Source organism: Streptococcus atopicus (genome assembly GCF_049166725.1).
Taxonomy (GTDB): domain Bacteria; phylum Bacillota; class Bacilli; order Lactobacillales; family Streptococcaceae; genus Streptococcus; species Streptococcus hominis.
The window spans coordinates 40,868-56,239 of sequence record NZ_JBMHFC010000004.1; the positions used below are offsets into that span (position 1 = coordinate 40,868).

At 39.6% G+C, this 15,372-nt stretch carries 15 protein-coding genes and 2 pseudogenes; 12 read left to right on the forward strand and 5 right to left on the reverse strand.

Annotated features, from left to right (window positions below):
- Together ACOMA9_RS03930 and ACOMA9_RS03935 are read left to right on the forward strand one after the other, a co-directional pair.
- Entirely contained in the window at positions 1 to 1,401 is a 1,401-nt protein-coding gene (locus ACOMA9_RS03930; RefSeq protein WP_151380042.1) for a bifunctional Cof-type HAD-IIB family hydrolase/peptidylprolyl isomerase, read from the forward strand.
- A 1-nt stretch (position 1,402) separates the two neighbouring features.
- Entirely contained in the window at positions 1,403 to 1,774 is a 372-nt protein-coding gene (locus ACOMA9_RS03935) for a S1 RNA-binding domain-containing protein (RefSeq protein WP_003043143.1), read from the forward strand.
- A gap of 128 nt (positions 1,775 to 1,902) precedes the next feature.
- Here the strand turns inward: ACOMA9_RS03935 and ACOMA9_RS03940 are convergent, their stop codons facing one another.
- From ACOMA9_RS03940 to recX, 3 genes are all read right to left on the reverse strand, one after another.
- Positions 1,903 to 2,220 carry a DUF960 domain-containing protein gene (locus ACOMA9_RS03940; RefSeq protein ID WP_003043378.1) on the reverse strand — a complete coding sequence of 106 codons (318 nt, stop codon included), beginning with the start codon at positions 2,218 to 2,220 and terminating at the stop codon, positions 1,903 to 1,905.
- A 119-nt stretch (positions 2,221 to 2,339) separates the two neighbouring features.
- On the reverse strand, positions 2,340 to 2,873 hold the full coding sequence (gene ntdP, locus ACOMA9_RS03945; protein WP_003031472.1) for a nucleoside tri-diphosphate phosphatase: 534 nt from the start codon (positions 2,871 to 2,873) through the stop codon (positions 2,340 to 2,342).
- 86 nt (positions 2,874 to 2,959) lie between these two features.
- Complete coding sequence (gene recX, locus ACOMA9_RS03950) at positions 2,960 to 3,736, reverse strand: recombination regulator RecX (RefSeq protein ID WP_106082895.1); 777 nt, start codon at positions 3,734 to 3,736, stop codon at positions 2,960 to 2,962.
- Between the two features lie 37 nt (positions 3,737 to 3,773).
- On the opposite strand from recX, the gene rlmD reads away from it, so the two are divergent.
- Positions 3,774 to 5,132: a 23S rRNA (uracil(1939)-C(5))-methyltransferase RlmD gene (rlmD, locus tag ACOMA9_RS03955; RefSeq protein WP_195322657.1), complete on the forward strand. Its 1,359-nt coding sequence runs from the start codon at positions 3,774 to 3,776 to the stop codon at positions 5,130 to 5,132.
- 1 nt (position 5,133) lies between these two features.
- Positions 5,134 to 5,617, forward strand: a pseudogene (locus ACOMA9_RS03960) (cytidine deaminase family protein).
- A 289-nt stretch (positions 5,618 to 5,906) separates the two neighbouring features.
- On the opposite strand, the gene ACOMA9_RS03965 reads toward ACOMA9_RS03960, so the two are convergent.
- Complete coding sequence (locus tag ACOMA9_RS03965) at positions 5,907 to 6,839, reverse strand: nitronate monooxygenase (RefSeq protein WP_421424708.1); 933 nt, start codon at positions 6,837 to 6,839, stop codon at positions 5,907 to 5,909.
- Between the two features lie 309 nt (positions 6,840 to 7,148).
- Between ACOMA9_RS03965 and ACOMA9_RS03970 the strand changes: the two genes are divergently transcribed.
- From ACOMA9_RS03970 to ACOMA9_RS04005, 8 genes and pseudogenes are all read left to right on the forward strand, one after another.
- The gene (locus ACOMA9_RS03970; RefSeq protein ID WP_003025778.1) at positions 7,149 to 7,382 is read left to right on the forward strand and encodes a DUF1858 domain-containing protein; all 234 of its coding nucleotides are present in this window, start codon (positions 7,149 to 7,151) and stop codon (positions 7,380 to 7,382) included.
- The gene (locus tag ACOMA9_RS03975; protein ID WP_421424711.1) at positions 7,382 to 8,746 is read left to right on the forward strand and encodes a DUF438 domain-containing protein; all 1,365 of its coding nucleotides are present in this window, start codon (positions 7,382 to 7,384) and stop codon (positions 8,744 to 8,746) included. The genes ACOMA9_RS03970 and ACOMA9_RS03975 overlap by 1 nt, the downstream gene beginning before the upstream one ends.
- Before the next feature lie 10 nt (positions 8,747 to 8,756).
- A complete protein-coding gene (locus ACOMA9_RS03980) occupies positions 8,757 to 9,011 on the forward strand; it encodes a DUF1912 family protein (RefSeq protein ID WP_024052094.1) in 255 nt (84 codons plus the stop codon).
- A gap of 340 nt (positions 9,012 to 9,351) precedes the next feature.
- Positions 9,352 to 9,933, forward strand: a complete 582-nt coding sequence (locus tag ACOMA9_RS03985; protein ID WP_330944817.1) for a GNAT family N-acetyltransferase — start codon at positions 9,352 to 9,354, stop codon at positions 9,931 to 9,933.
- Positions 9,930 to 10,140, forward strand: a pseudogene (locus ACOMA9_RS03990) (virulence RhuM family protein); the annotation flags it as partial. The gene ACOMA9_RS03985 and the pseudogene ACOMA9_RS03990, both read left to right, overlap by 4 nt.
- A 101-nt stretch (positions 10,141 to 10,241) precedes the next feature.
- Positions 10,242 to 10,700 (forward strand): hypothetical protein, encoded by a 459-nt coding sequence (locus ACOMA9_RS03995; RefSeq protein ID WP_053090514.1) that lies wholly within the window; start codon positions 10,242 to 10,244, stop codon positions 10,698 to 10,700.
- A 20-nt stretch (positions 10,701 to 10,720) separates the two neighbouring features.
- The gene (locus ACOMA9_RS04000) at positions 10,721 to 13,366 is read left to right on the forward strand and encodes a valine--tRNA ligase (protein WP_330944818.1); all 2,646 of its coding nucleotides are present in this window, start codon (positions 10,721 to 10,723) and stop codon (positions 13,364 to 13,366) included.
- Positions 13,367 to 13,580: 214 nt separating this feature from the next.
- Positions 13,581 to 14,102, forward strand: a complete 522-nt coding sequence (locus ACOMA9_RS04005; RefSeq protein ID WP_330944819.1) for a hypothetical protein — start codon at positions 13,581 to 13,583, stop codon at positions 14,100 to 14,102.
- 281 nt (positions 14,103 to 14,383) lie between these two features.
- Here the strand turns inward: ACOMA9_RS04005 and cysK are convergent, their stop codons facing one another.
- On the reverse strand, positions 14,384 to 15,313 hold the full coding sequence (cysK, locus tag ACOMA9_RS04010; RefSeq protein ID WP_421424714.1) for a cysteine synthase A: 930 nt from the start codon (positions 15,311 to 15,313) through the stop codon (positions 14,384 to 14,386).
- Between the last annotated feature and the right edge of the window lie 59 nt (positions 15,314 to 15,372).

The window sequence follows — 15,372 nt, forward strand, 5'->3', positions numbered from 1 at the left end:
ATGGACGCAAAATTAAAGTATAAAGCCAAAAAAATCAAAATCATCTTTTTCGATATTGATGATACGTTGCGAGTGAAAGATACTGGCTACATTCCAGAATCTATCAAAACGGTGTTTAAACAGCTAAAAGAAAAAGGAATTTTGACAGGAATTGCTTCAGGGAGAGGGATTTTTGGTGTAGTGCCAGAGCTGAAAGCATTGCAGCCGGATTTCTTTGTCACCTTAAATGGGTCCTATATTGAAGATAAAGCAGGAAAGGTTATTGCGCAAACCCCGATTGATCGAAATTTAGTAAAAACTTATATCGCTTGGACGAAGGAAGTTGGGATTGACTTTGGCCTCGTTGGTAGTCATGAGGCAGCGCTTTCGACGCGAACACCGCTTATTGATGAAGCCATTGATATTGTTTATCCTAATTTACCTATTCAGCCGGATTTTTATCAAGACCACAATGTTTATCAGATGTGGACATTTGAAGATATTGGAGATAGCTTGCAATTGCCTAAAGAGTTAGAAGAACATCTACGATTGGTTCGCTGGCATCCGCATTCATCAGATGTAGTTCTAACAAATGGTTCAAAAGCATCTGGAGTTGCGACAGTTGTGGAGCATCTAGGGTTGAAGCCTGAGAATGTGATGGTTTTTGGAGATGAACTCAATGATTTAGAGTTGTTTGATTATGCAGGTATCAGTATTGCTATGGGCATTTCCCATGTAAAGATCAAAGCAAAGGCTGATTTTATGACAAAAACAGTAGAAGAAGACGGCATTTTTTATGCCTTAGAGGAGTTAGGAATGGTAGAAAAAGAATTGCATTTTCCACAAGTAACGATGGAAACAGCAGAAGGACCGAAAGCGACTATTAAAACCAACCACGGTGATTTGAAATTTCAATTATTTCCAGAACAGGCACCGAAGACGGTAGCGAATTTTATAGCTTTGTCAAAGAATGGCTACTATGATGGCGTGATTTTCCACCGGATTATCAAGGATTTCATGATTCAAGGTGGTGATCCAACTGGTACGGGTATGGGTGGCGAATCTATTTATGGTGAAAAGTTTGAGGATGAGTTTTCTCCAGAATTGTACAATATCCGTGGAGCACTTTCAATGGCCAATGCAGGTCCAAATACAAATGGCAGTCAATTTTTCATCGTGCAAAATAGCAAGATTCCTTATGCACAAAAGGAACTAGAACGAGGTGGTTGGCCAGCACCGATTGCTGAAATCTATGCAAGCAAAGGTGGAACGCCACATTTGGATCGCCGGCATACTGTGTTTGGTCAATTGCTAGACGAGGCTTCTTATCAAGTGTTAGATAAGATTGCGGCAGTTGAAACTGGTGCAATGGATAAACCGCTTGAGGATGTCGTGATTGAAACCATTGAAATTGAGGATTGAGATGAAAATTGGTGAAAAACTAAAAGGCCGAATTACTGGTATTCAGCCTTATGGTGCTTTTGTGGAACTAGAAACGGGTGCCATGGGATTGATTCATATCTCAGAAATTCGGACAGGCTATATCGAAAATATCCATGAAATTCTGCATGTTGACGATCAGGTCTTGGTGCAAGTGATGGACTATGATGAATTTTCGGGCAAGGCTAGTTTGTCAATGAGAACTCTGGAAGAAGAGAAGCATCATTTTCCTAAACGCCATCGCTTTTCAAATGACCATTACAAGATTGGTTTTGCACCGCTCGCTAAAAATTTGCCGACTTGGACCAAGGAAGCAATGGGGTTTCTGAATCAATCAAAAGAAGAAACCAAATGACAAGAATTGTGATATTTTCACATAAAAGACCCCCTCAATAAGAGAGCATTGTATCTTATTGAGGGGGTTATTTATTCTCATACATTTTCAGGTGGATATCAATTCTGTATTCTTTGTTCAAACCACTATCACATTAAAGCATATTCATCTGGCAGCATGATGGTTTCTTTGCCATTATTGTCAGTCACAAAGATTTCTCGTGGAAAAAATGGATCGAAAGCGTCATTAAAATCAAAAGAGACAGTAGTTGACAGACTTGCTTCGGAAAATCGAAATGTTAATTTTCCTTGATGGTTGATGAGTTCGAATCGAAGAAGTTCATCTAATTCAAACACACCTTTTAAAAAATTATCAATGATGTACCAGAAAGAATCAATAATGTCATCTGGCAAACTTGTTACAACGCCAAAGCTGGCATAACGTCCACGTGTATTTGTAAAAGCCATTGTTTCTTCCTTTCTGTGCTCATTCATCAAAGTATTTTCTATATGATACATAAAATAAGTTTGAATTGCAAGAAATTGTTCTTTGAAAATCAAAAAGGACCAGAGGTCCCTTGGCAACTTTAGCGATTCTTTAGCTCTACATAACGTTTGTACCAAATATTGACATAGGCTTGTGAAAAAGGTCCACGCTCATTATTAATCCAGTCTACTAAGATTTTCACATTCTCCTTGAGAATGTAATCTAAATCATTGGAATAGTTCATTTGCCGCTTGTGGCGCTCGTATTCATCTACATCCAGCAATCGCTTTTCACCATTGGTGAAGACTTTGACATCTAAATCATAATCTATGTATTTTAATGCTTCTGCATCAAGATAATAGGGGCTGGCTAGATTGCAATAGTAGGAAATCCCATTTTCGCGGATCATAGCGATAATGTTAAACCAATATTTTTTATGAAAATAGACAATAGCTGGCTCACGTGTCACCCAACGTCGCCCGTCACTTTCTGTGACCAAGGTATGGTCGTTGACACCAATAATGGCGTTTTCAGTTGTTTTTAGTACCATGGTGTCGCGCCAAGTGCGGTGCAGACTTCCATTATGCTTATAACTTTGAATTGTAATAAAGTCGCCTTCTTTTGGAAGCTTCATCATCTACCAACTTTCTACAATTTATCAGGTTATCGCTTTTATTGTAACATATTTTCATGAAAAAACATAAATAAACCTTACATTTTTTATAGATATTCTTTGAGAGCGCTCGCAATATCAGAAAAATCAAAGCCTTTGCGTGCGAGTGCTTGAGTAAGGCGCTGCTTTAAATCATAGCCGTCGTATTTTTGGGAATACTTGCGGTATTGTTTGTCTAATTCTTTGTAAAGCAATTCTTGTTGTTTTTCGTCATCGTCTTCTATGGTAAGGCTTTGGTAAGCTATTTTTGCTTCTTCATAGGAAAAGCCTTTATTGATGAGCTGTTGTAAGATTTTATCGTGAAGCGCTTTTTCTGGGAGCTTCCCTTGATATTTTTTGAGTAATTTTTGAGCAACTGTTTCTGCTAGGTTTGTAAAATCATGTTGATGCAACTCATCATCAATGATAGAAGCAGCAATTCCTTTTTGCATTAACTTTTGCTTGAGCGCATACGCACCTTTGTCTCCTGAGAGAAGATTGGAATGGATAAATGAATGAGTATATTTGGCATCATCTAGCCAGTTGTCTTTTTTTAAGTTGTCAATAACGTGAACAATCGTTTCCTCTTCCATGTCGTGCTTGCGCAAATAATCATTGACTTCCTTTACAGTACGCTGCTTGAAAGAAAGATGATACAATGCCAGATTTTTTCCATAAGAAAATTGAGCATATTCTTGGATTTCTTTCAGCTCTTGCTCAGTAATGTTCATGCCTTTTGATAACATAAAATGAACAATGGTATCTTCGGTGATATACAGTTTTTCCGTCTCATCCAGCTCTAAGAGATAAAGCCGCTTTTTCTTTTCAATTTTTGTAATTTTCATGATTCTATTATACCTCAAAATATGGTAAGATAGGCTTATGAATCTGAAAGTAAAACAAAAAATCCCCTTGAAAATCAAAAAAATGGGAATCAACGGGGAAGGGATTGGATTTTATAAAAAGACATTGGTCTTTGTACCAGGTGCTTTAAAAGGTGAGGATATTTTTTGTCAAATCACGACGGTTAAGCGTAATTTTGTCGAAGCAAAACTGTTGACGATTAACAAACACTCCAAGTATCGAGTAGAGCCTCCTTGTGAGATTTATGAAAAATGCGGGGGCTGCCAGATTATGCACTTGCATTATGACAAACAGTTAGAATTTAAGACAGATCTGCTGCGGCAGGCTTTGAAAAAATTTGCACCTCAAGGTTATGAAAACTACGAGATTCGTCCAACGATTGGTATGCAAGAACCTCAATATTATCGAGCGAAGTTGCAGTTTCAAACACGGAAATTTAAGGGAGATGTAAAAGCGGGTCTTTATGCGCAGAATTCTCATTATCTGATTTCTTTGAAAAACTGTCTGGTTCAAGATAAAGTAACGCAGAAAATCATCAATAAAGTGGCCCTCCTTTTGGGGAAGTACAATTTTCCTATTTATGATGAGCGAAAAAATGCCGGCGTTCGGACGGTTATGATTCGCCGAGCTCGGAAAACAGGTCAGGTGCAGATGATTTTTGTCACGGGAAAGAAGTTGGACTTTTCTCCAGTCATTCGTGATTTGTCAGCAGAATTTCCAGAGTTGGAAACAGTAGCGGTCAATTACCATACGACAAAATCAAGCGAAATCTATGGAGACAGGACGGAGATTATCTGGGGGAAAGAGACCATTCAGGAAGGTGTTTTGGATTACGAGTTTTCCTTATCGCCTAGGGCTTTTTACCAGCTCAATCCAGAGCAAACAGAGGTGCTTTACAGTGAAGCAGTTAAGGCTCTGGATGTCGATTCAGAGGATTGTCTGATTGATGCTTATTGTGGCGTGGGAACGATTGGCTTTGCTTTTGCTAAAAAAGTAAAGTCTCTTCGTGGCATGGATATTATACCGGAAGCCATTGAAGATGCTAAGCGAAATGCTGCTCGCCTAGGCTTTAACAATACTCATTATGAGGCTGGGACTGCTGAAAGTATTATTCCTCGCTGGTATAAGGAAGGCTATCGAGCAGATGCCTTGATTGTGGATCCGCCACGGACTGGTTTGGATGAAAAACTGCTTGAAACGATTGTTCGCTATGCACCGAAGAAAATGGTTTATGTCTCCTGTAATGTCTCTACTCTAGCTAGAGATTTGGTGCAATTGAGCAAGGTTTACGATGTTCATTATATTCAATCTGTGGATATGTTTCCACACACAGCCAGGACCGAGGCTGTAGTGAAATTGATAAGGAAAGAGGATTAGAATGAATATTTGGGAAAAATGCATGAAGAAGGCAAGGAGTTCTATGATCTGCATGAGGTATCGCCCTTTGTGTACGCTAATCATGTTGTAGCAGCTATTGAAGCAGAGGACGGAAAGATTTATATCGGCTTTTGCTTTGCTCCAACAGCTTGAGGACTGTTGGAGGTTGCAGATAAAATCAACGAAGTTGGTATAATAAATGTAGTGTCTTTCATCTCTGTGCTGAAAGGGCAGCAGCTTTTAATATGTATCAGTATTCTGGGCAGACAAAAATGAAACGAGTATTGGCTTTTCGCGATAAACCGCCTTATGGCGGAGGTTCTGGTATGCCTTGTGGGGCGTGTAGAGAATTTCTAATGGAGTTGAATCCTGAGAGTCGTCATTTAGAGTTTATGTTGGATTTTGAAAAACGAGAAACGATTACTTTGGGAGAACTCATGCCTTACTGGTGGGGACAGGAACGTACTGAAAATGACAGAAAATGATATGAAACACTTTTACTGTATGTTAGAATAATGTACAAGGCGCCTCCTAACAACGAAAGTTCAAAGGATCAGGATGTAAAAGTTGCAAAGAAGGTATCCTTTAGCAATACTATTGATATTTTATAGCGTTTGGTAAATGGGATAGAATGACTTGTTCATGAGTGAGTCTAGTTTGAAGCAGATGATAAATAGGCGACAGAAGTTGAGTAATAAAATGAAACGCAAATATTTTCAACTCCTTCAGCAATAGAAAAACTTGTAGAAAACAATCTCTACAAGTTTTTTTATTTTACAAGGAAATATCTGTATTTTCCAATACTTTTTGTGCATCTGAGACAATTGTTTCAATGATTTCTTTGCATGGTCGGATTTCTTTTATCATACCAGCAATTTGACCGCACATCATGGAGCCATTTTTGGTATCTCCGTCATATACAGCTTTTGAGAGAGCTCCAATAGTAATCTCTTCTAGTTTCCCACGGCTGGTACCTTTATTTTCAAGTTCTATATAATGATCTGTCATTTCGTTTCGAATACAACGAACGGGGGCACCCGCCCTCCTACCTGTGACAGCTGTATCTGTATCATTTGCCTTGAGAACGGCTTCTTTATAACTTTCAGCGATTGGGCATTCTTCTGACGCGAGAAATACCGTGCCGAGTTGAACTCCTTGTGCGCCTAAAACGAAAGCAGCAGCAAGTCCACGACCGTCTGCAATACCCCCTGCACCAATCACGGGAATATCAACCGCATCAGTAATTTGTGGCAGCAAAGCCATGGTATTGGTGCTACCGATATGACCACCCGCTTCAGCTCCTTCAGCGATAACAGCGTCAACACCTAATTCCTGCATTTTTTTAGCATGTTTCACGCTGGCAATGACTGGAATAACCTTGATACCCGCTTCTTTGAGAGCGGGCAGAATAAATTTAGGGGTGCCAGCACCAGTTGTCACAACAGGAACTTTTTCTTCGATGATAACATTCACAAGCTCTTCGACATTTTTCAGCATCAGCATCACATTAACAGCGAATGGTTTGTCTGTGAGTTTACGCAATTCACGAATTTCTTCGCGCAATTGGTCGCCAGTCATACCACCTGAAGCAATAATCCCCAAGCCACCCGCTTCTGAAACAGCAGCAGCCAACTGATAGTGAGAAATTTGCGCCATAGCACCTTGAAAAATTGGATATTTGATGTTTAGTAAAGTTGTAATAGACATACTATCTCCTTAGTTCTGTTTTTGAAATTATTATATCACGATTATAAAAACGTTTTCAAATCTGTGATTTAATAAATTTTCTTTTGTTTGTGAAATATTTTGCTTTAAAAAGAGGGGCTATCAATTATTTTACTTGTGAAAAATACAAAATCATTTTATTATAACAAATACTTATACTATATTAAAAATAGTTATAGATGCTTGATTCAGAAAAATGGAATGAGGCAAAGATAAAGAACGCTTTGATTTTGCTTAGAAAGCAACTGCTTTTTGTGTTATAATAATAGAAAAATGTTCATGAGGTGAAATATGGACAATATCATTGATGTATCCATTCCTGTAGCAGAAGTAGTGGACAAGCACCCAGAAGTGTTAGAAATTTTGGTGGAACTGGGTTTTAAACCGCTTGCCAATCCAATCATGCGCAATACGGTTGGTCGCAAGGTGTCGTTAAAACAAGGTTCTAAGTTAGAGGGAACCCCTATGGATAAAATTGTCATGACATTGGAAGCAAATGGCTATGAAGTGGTGGGGCTAGACTAATGGCAGATGAACGAATTGAGATTTTGAAATCCATTTTGCTGGATTTGCACCATGGCGCAACAGCAGAAGAGGTTCAAGAGCAGTTTAACAAGCATTTTACAGGCGTTTCGGCTATTGAGATCAGTCTTATGGAGCACGAACTGATGAACTCGGATACGGGTGTAACCTTTGAGGATGTTATGTCGCTTTGCAATGTTCATGCGAATCTTTTTAAGGGAGCAGTGAAAAATGTAGAAGTGGCTGACACAGATCATCCAGGACATCCAGTTCAAATTTTTAAGCAGGAAAATCTGGCTCTGAGAGCGGCTCTGTTGCGGATCCGGCGCCTCCTTGATACCTATGCTCAAACAGATGATGCAGAAATGAAGACAGAGTTGGAAAAGGGGTTGATGCGCCAGCTGGGCTTGGTCGGTCAATTTGACATTCATTATCAGCGCAAGGAAGAGCTGATGTTTCCGATTATGGAGAAATACGGTCATGACTCACCACCCAAGGTTATGTGGGGTGTGGACGACCAGATTCGAGAGCTTTTTCAGGAAGCAAAGACTGCTGCTGAAGATTTGTCTAACCTAGGTATCGAGCCAGTTCGAGCAACATTTGAAAATTTTGCGGCTGAATTTGAGGCGATGATTTTCAAGGAAGAATCCATCTTGCTTATGATTTTGCTGGAATCTTTCACACAGGACGATTGGTTGAAAATTGCAGAAGAAAGTGGTGCCTATGGCTATGCGATTATCAAGCCGGCTGAAAAGTGGGTACCAGCTCGTCAATCATTCACGGAGGCAGAAAAAGAGGCTGCTGAGAAAACTGGAAGCGAAGCGGCAGCCAGTGACGAGTTTGTGTCAGACGGTACTATTCAGCAAGTCATTGAGACGCCTGATGGGCAGGTCACCATTTCCTTTAAACCAAAAAAGAAAAAGGCAGAAAACAATTTTGATCGGCAGAACCAACAGCCGTTTGGACATGGCTATTTATCAGTGGAAGAGGCTAATTTGATTCTCAATCATCTGCCAATGGAGATTACCTTTGTTAATAAGGAGGATATTTTCCAGTACTACAATGACAGTGTGTCAGCTGATGAGATGATTTTCAAACGGACGCCGGGTCAAGTGGGGCGCAATGTCGAGCTGTGCCACCCGCCTAAGTTTTTGGAGAAAGTTCGCTTTATTTTTAAGGAATTGCGTGAAGGCAAGCGAGACAAGTTTGTTATGTGGTTCAAGTCTGAGTCGCGGGATAAATTTGTTCATGTGACGTATGCGGCAGTGAGAGATGAAGCAGGAGAATTTCAAGGTGTGCTGGAATATGTCCAAGATATTCAGCCTTTCCGTGATATTGAAGAAGATTTCTACCGAGGAGTAGATTAGAAGGAATATGATGATGTACGAACAGGAATTTTTAAAGGATTTTGAAGCTTGGGTCAAAACTCAGGTGGCAATCAACGAAATGGCTCTTCAAGAGAGTCAGAAAGTCTATGAAGAAGACCAAGATGAACGCGCTAAGGAAGCTGCGATTCGTTATGAGAGCCGTCTGGATGCCTATCAGTTTCTATTGGGGAAATTTGCCAACTATCAAGAGGGCAAGGGATTTCATGACCTACCAGACGGACTTTTTGGGCAGAGAAATTATTGATTTTCTCTAGAAAACATGTTAAACTAAATGCATTAGAGGTGTTTTGAATCCCATTTGTCACAGAAAGTGGTGTTGCTGAGAAATCCGCACAAATGTCAAAACTGGTTGCTAAGACTAAAATTGAAATAATGGTGCCTTTTTGTTTACTTTTAGGACTAGGCAGTGAGTTACGGGCTGTACTGGCGTACGCCTAAGCGAGCTAACGATGTAATAAAAGATAAACAAGAAGGCTAGAGTTGCGGGCGTCTGCCCGAAATTGGGTGGTACCGCGGATAAACTCATTCGTCCCTGTCATGGATATGGCAGGGGCGATTTTTTATAATCAGAACGGAGAGAGATTATGATAAATATTTTAGGTCAAATTGAAGACAATAAACTTCCTGATATTGAGACAGAGCGGCTGTATTTGCGCCAACGTCTAGTCTCAGATGCTAAAGAGATTTTTGCTTATGCGAGTTTGCCAGAGGTGACTTGGCCAGCTGGTTTTCTACCTGCAGAAAGCGTGGAAGAAGAGGAAAATTATCTCAAAAACATTATGCCAAAGCGCTGGATTGAGCAAAAAATACCGTCTGGTTATGGTATCTGCTTGAAAGGAACAGATGAAGTCATTGGCTCGATTGATTTTAATAATCGCCATGCTGATGATGTTCTTGAAATGGGCTATTTGCTTCACCCAGATTATTGGGGGCAAGGGCTTGTGACAGAAGCTGCGCGTGCGCTGTTGGAAGTTGGATTTACCCTACTCAATCTTCACAAAATCGAAATTGAATGCTATGGATACAACAAAGCAAGCCAGCGTATTGCTGAAAAACTTGGCTTCACCCTCGAATCTCGCATTCGTGACCGCAAAGATAGCCGAGGCAAGCGCTGTGATTTATTGCGTTATGGATTGCTGAAAAGTGAGTGGGAGGAGAAGGGTTGAATGAAATCTCTAATTTTGTCCTTTATACCACGCCAAATGGTGAGGTGCATCTGGATATTCTTACAGGATGAGAATCTGTGACTGACTCAAAAAGGGATTGCTGAGTTGTTTGGTGTCACCAAATCAACGGTAAGTGAGCATTTTGCTAACATTTATAATGATGGTGAATTGGAAAAAACGGCAACTGTTTGGAAATTACGAACAGTTTAAAAAAGTAGTGGAGCGGTTCAGCGTGAAGTAGAGTACTACAATCTTGATGCCATTATAATCAGATAGTTGAATGATATATAGGGAGGAATAAGAAAATATTGGAAAATTGGTTACAAATTCTATCAAGTGGAACTTTAATAACTGCTTTGATTACGTTAATTCAATTTAATAAGAAAAATAACTTAGAGTACATCACAAAAGAGCGTTCTGAGTGGAGAAAAGGAATAAGGTTAATAATAGCTGATTTATTAGCTGATAGAAATAGAAGGTTGGCAATAAGTAGACTGAAAGCACAAATAAATCCTTACGGAATTAATCTCCCAGATGAATCCAAAGATTATTATATGAAAGATGGACATATTTGGAAATTATTGAATAGCTTCACTTATAATGAAGAAGATTGTGAAAAACTTAGTAGATATTTAGAATTGCTATTAAAATATGATTGGGAGCGTTCGAAGAATGAAATAAAAATTTGTTTTAAGAAATGTAAAACAAGTGTAGATGAGGAATATATCAGAGCAGTTAAACATCATACAAGTCCAAAAAAGCAATAATTTAGAAAAGGAGAACTAAAATGAAACAACTTTCACCAAAATACAACCCAGCTGAGGTTGAGGCTGGGCGTTATCAAAAATGGTTGGATGAGGATGTTTTCAAGCCGTCTGGAGATAAGAAGGCTAAGCCTTACTCTATCGTGATTCCACCACCAAATGTGACGGGGAAATTGCACCTTGGTCACGCTTGGGATACTACTTTGCAAGATATTATTATCCGTCAAAAACGTATGCAAGGTTTTGATACTTTATGGCTTCCTGGTATGGACCATGCGGGGATTGCAACACAGGCAAAAGTTGAAGCACGTCTTGCTGAAGATGGTATCTCACGCTACGACCTCGGTCGTGAAAAATTCTTAGATAAAGTCTGGGAATGGAAAGATGAGTATGCGGCAACCATCAAAGAACAGTGGGGCAAGATGGGAATTTCTGTTGATTATTCACGTGAACGTTTCACTCTTGATGAAGGATTGTCAAAAGCAGTTCGTAAAGTCTTTGTTGAACTTTATAAAAAAGGTTGGATTTATCGTGGTGAATTTATCATCAACTGGGATCCAAAAGCTCGTACAGCCCTTTCTGATATCGAAGTTATCCACAGAGATGTCGAAGGTGCTTTCTACCACATGAACTACATGTTGGAAGATGGTTCACGTAGCCTTGAAGTTGCCACAACTCGTCCTGAAACAATGTTCGGTGACGTTGCCGTTGCGGTTAACCCAAATGATGATCGTTACAAAGATCTGATTGGACAAAATGTTATCTTGCCAATCGTTAACAAAGCTATTCCAATCGTTGGTGATGAACACGCTGACCCAGAATTTGGTACTGGTGTGGTTAAAATCACTCCAGCCCATGACCCTAACGACTTCCTTGTTGGTCAACGTCACAATCTTCCTCAAGTTAATGTCATGAATGATGACGGTACGATGAACGACCTTGCTGGTGAATTTGCTGGCATGGATCGCTTTGAAGCTCGCAAAGCCGTTGTTAAAAAATTGGAAGAAATCGGTGCCCTTGTTAATATTGAAAAAATGACACACTCTGTTGGTCATTCAGAACGTACGGGTGTTATGGTTGAACCACGTTTGTCAACACAATGGTTCGTTAGAATGGATCAATTAGCTAAAAATGCTATTGCCAATCAAGACACAGATGACGAAGTGAAATTCTACCCACCACGTTTCAACGATACTTTCCTTCAATGGATGGAAAATGTTCACGACTGGGTTATCTCTCGTCAGCTCTGGTGGGGGCATCAAATCCCAGCATGGTACAATGCTGAAGGCGAAATGTACGTTGGTGAAGAAGCTCCAGAAGGTGACGGCTGGACTCAAGACGAAGATGTGCTTGACACTTGGTTTAGTTCAGCATTATGGCCATTCTCCACAATGGGTTGGCCTGACATAGAAGCAGAAGACTTCAAACGTTACTTCCCAACATCTACATTGGTAACTGGTTATGATATCATCTTCTTCTGGGTGTCACGTATGATTTTCCAATCATTGGAATTCACAGGACGTCGTCCATTTGAAAACGTGCTTATCCACGGTCTTATCCGTGACGAACAAGGACGTAAAATGTCTAAATCACTTGGTAACGGTATTGATCCAATGGACGTTATCGAAAAATATGGTGCTGATGCGCTTCGTTGGTTCTTGTCAAACGGTTCTGCCCCAGGTCAAGACGTTCGTTTCTCTTACGAAAAGATGGACGCCAGCTGGAACTTCATTAACAAAATCTGGAATATCTCTCGTTACATTTTGATGAACAATGAAGACCTTACGCTTGACCAAGCTAGTACAAATGTTGAAAAAGTTGTTGCTGGTACGGCTGGTAACGTAACTGACCGCTGGATTCTTCACAACTTGAATGAAACAATTGCCAAAGTTACTGAAAACTTTGATAAATTTGAATTCGGTGTGGCAGGTCACATCCTTTACAACTTCATCTGGGATGAATTTGCGGATTGGTACGTTGAATTGACCAAAGAAGTGCTTTACAGCGATAACGAGGATGAAAAAGTTATCACCCGTTCAGTTCTTCTTTACACGCTTGATAAGGTTCTTCGTTTGCTTCACCCAATCATGCCATTTGTGACGGAAGAAATCTTTGAACAAATTTCTGAAGATTCAATTGTAACAGCAGCCTACCCAACTGTTAATTCAGCCTTTGAAAATGAAGCTGCGCATAAAGGTGTTGAAAGCCTGAAAGACCTGATTCGTGCTGTTCGTAACGCACGTAGCGAAGTGAATGTTGCTCCAAGCAAACCAATCACCATCCTGGTGAAAACCAGCGATAAAGAATTGGAAAGTTTCTTCAATGCCAATGTCAACTACATCAAGCGTTTTACCAATCCAGAGCATTTGGAAATTGCTTCTGGCATTGAGGCGCCAGAATTAGCTATGTCCAGCATCATAACAGGTGCTGAAATCTTCTTGCCACTTGCTGACCTTCTTAACGTTGAAGAAGAATTGGCACGTCTTGACAAAGAACTTGCTAAATGGCAAAAAGAATTGGATATAGTTGCCAAGAAACTCAGCAACGAAAAATTCGTCGCTAACGCCAAACCAGAAGTCGTCCAAAAAGAACGCGACAAACAAGCCGACTACCAAGCTAAGTATGATGCGACTGTAGCACGGATTGAAGAGATGAGAAAGTTGAGTTAGTCAGACTAGATAGATACAAGAAAACACGGTGTAAAAACCGTGTTTTTTGTTACTAGTGTGTAGTGTAAATTTATAAGAGGAATATATATTTAGCTGTAAGGTATGTACTATGATATAATTAAACTGACAATTTATTTGAGAGAAAATATATCTAAATTGTAAAATCAGTTACATTGAGAATTGATACCAAAAGTTTATAAAGGAGTTTTAGCAAGTGATTAATTTTTCAAATTTAATGACAACAATCATAGGAGCATTTATAGGTGGTTTATTTTCTATTGGGGTTGCACGACTTCAATTAAAATCAATAGAAAAAGAAAAGGAAGCTGAACAAGCCTCAAAAATTGCAGCCTGGTTAACAAGTGTATCAAATTCAGATGACCAACCTAAAAATTGTTTTATTAGATCTGATTTAATTATTAATAACAATTCTCATTTACCTATATATAATGTAGTAGTTTTAGCGTTAAGTAATAAGAAATATCTTCATTTTAAAGATATTAAAAACTGGGATGATAATCTTATCAATTATTATTCATATTTAGTACCAGGGGAAAAAATAGATTCAATAAATACTTATGGGAGTGGTTCTGGTGAATGTCCTATGGTATCAATATTATTTACTGATACTAACACGAGACATTGGTATCGTAATCAAATAGGGAAATTAACTCAATTAAATTCCCAAGAATACGATAAACTAGTTAAAAACTTAGGTTACAGACCGCCATTATAAAAATCTCTCCCATTAAGTTTCTTTTTATAAATTTCCCAAACCCAGCTATACGATTGGGTTTGATTTTGGTATAATGAACTTAAATTGATACATCAACATCCGAGGTCAGAAAGGTTCTTACTTAGTGTATATATTTTAGGTGGAGTACCTGAAATAAGAAAGTTACCAGCATCTTCCAACATCCCCATCCATCAAAAAAGAACAGCTCTATTATTGAGCTGTTCTTTTTAAACTGTTGGCAAATCCAAATTTAAAGTTTGTACGTGTATATGCCTTGATTTCTAAACCTCAAAATTGTAGAGAGCGGTTGAGAGGTAGCGCTCGCCGTTATCTGGAGCAAGAGCTAGGACTTTTTTACCTGTTCCTAGTTTTTTGGCGACTTCAAGTGCGGCATAGATAGCTGCGGCAGAAGAAATCCCTACAAGAAAGCCTTCTTGTCCACCGACACGGCGTCCAAGGTCAAGCGCTTGATCAGAGGTAACACGGACAATACCGTCATAAGCTTGAGTGTCCAGTGTTTCTGGAATAAAACCAGCTGAAATTCCTTGAATTTTGTGTGGTCCAGGATTTTCACCAGACAGGATAGCGGACTCATCGGCTTCAACTGCGTAAACTTGTATATTTGGATTGACTTTTTTGAGAGCGTGAGAAACGCCAGAAATTGTACCACCTGTGCCAACTCCTCCGACAAAGCCATCCAATCCTTTTTCACCGAAAGCAGAGATAATTTCTGCTCCTGTTGTTCTTTCGTGTACTTCAGGATTAGCTGGATTATTGAACTGTAGCGGCAGCCATCCGTTGCGTTCTTTGGCGATTTCTTCAGCTTTGGCAATCGCACCTTTCATTCCCTCGCTTCCGGGAGTGAGCACCAATTCGGCGCCATAAGCTTGGATAATTTTGCGGCGTTCCACACTCATGGTTTCTGGCATAACAATAACGACCTTATAACCTTTAGCTGCACCGACCCAAGACAAACCGATTCCGGTATTTCCGCTGGTTGCTTCGACAATGGTTGCACCTGGTTGAAGCAAGCCCTCTTGCTCAGCAGTCTCAATCATGCTAAGAGCAATGCGATCTTTGACGGATGACCCCGGATTGAAAGCTTCTAGCTTGACATAGACATCAGCAGCGCCTTCTGGAACCAGCTTGTTCAATTTCACGATAGGAGTATTTCCAATGAGTTCTGTAATGTTATGATAAATTTGTGACATAAAATGATACCTCAATTCTGTTGATACAATCAGTATAAAACGAAAAAGAGTCTTTGTAA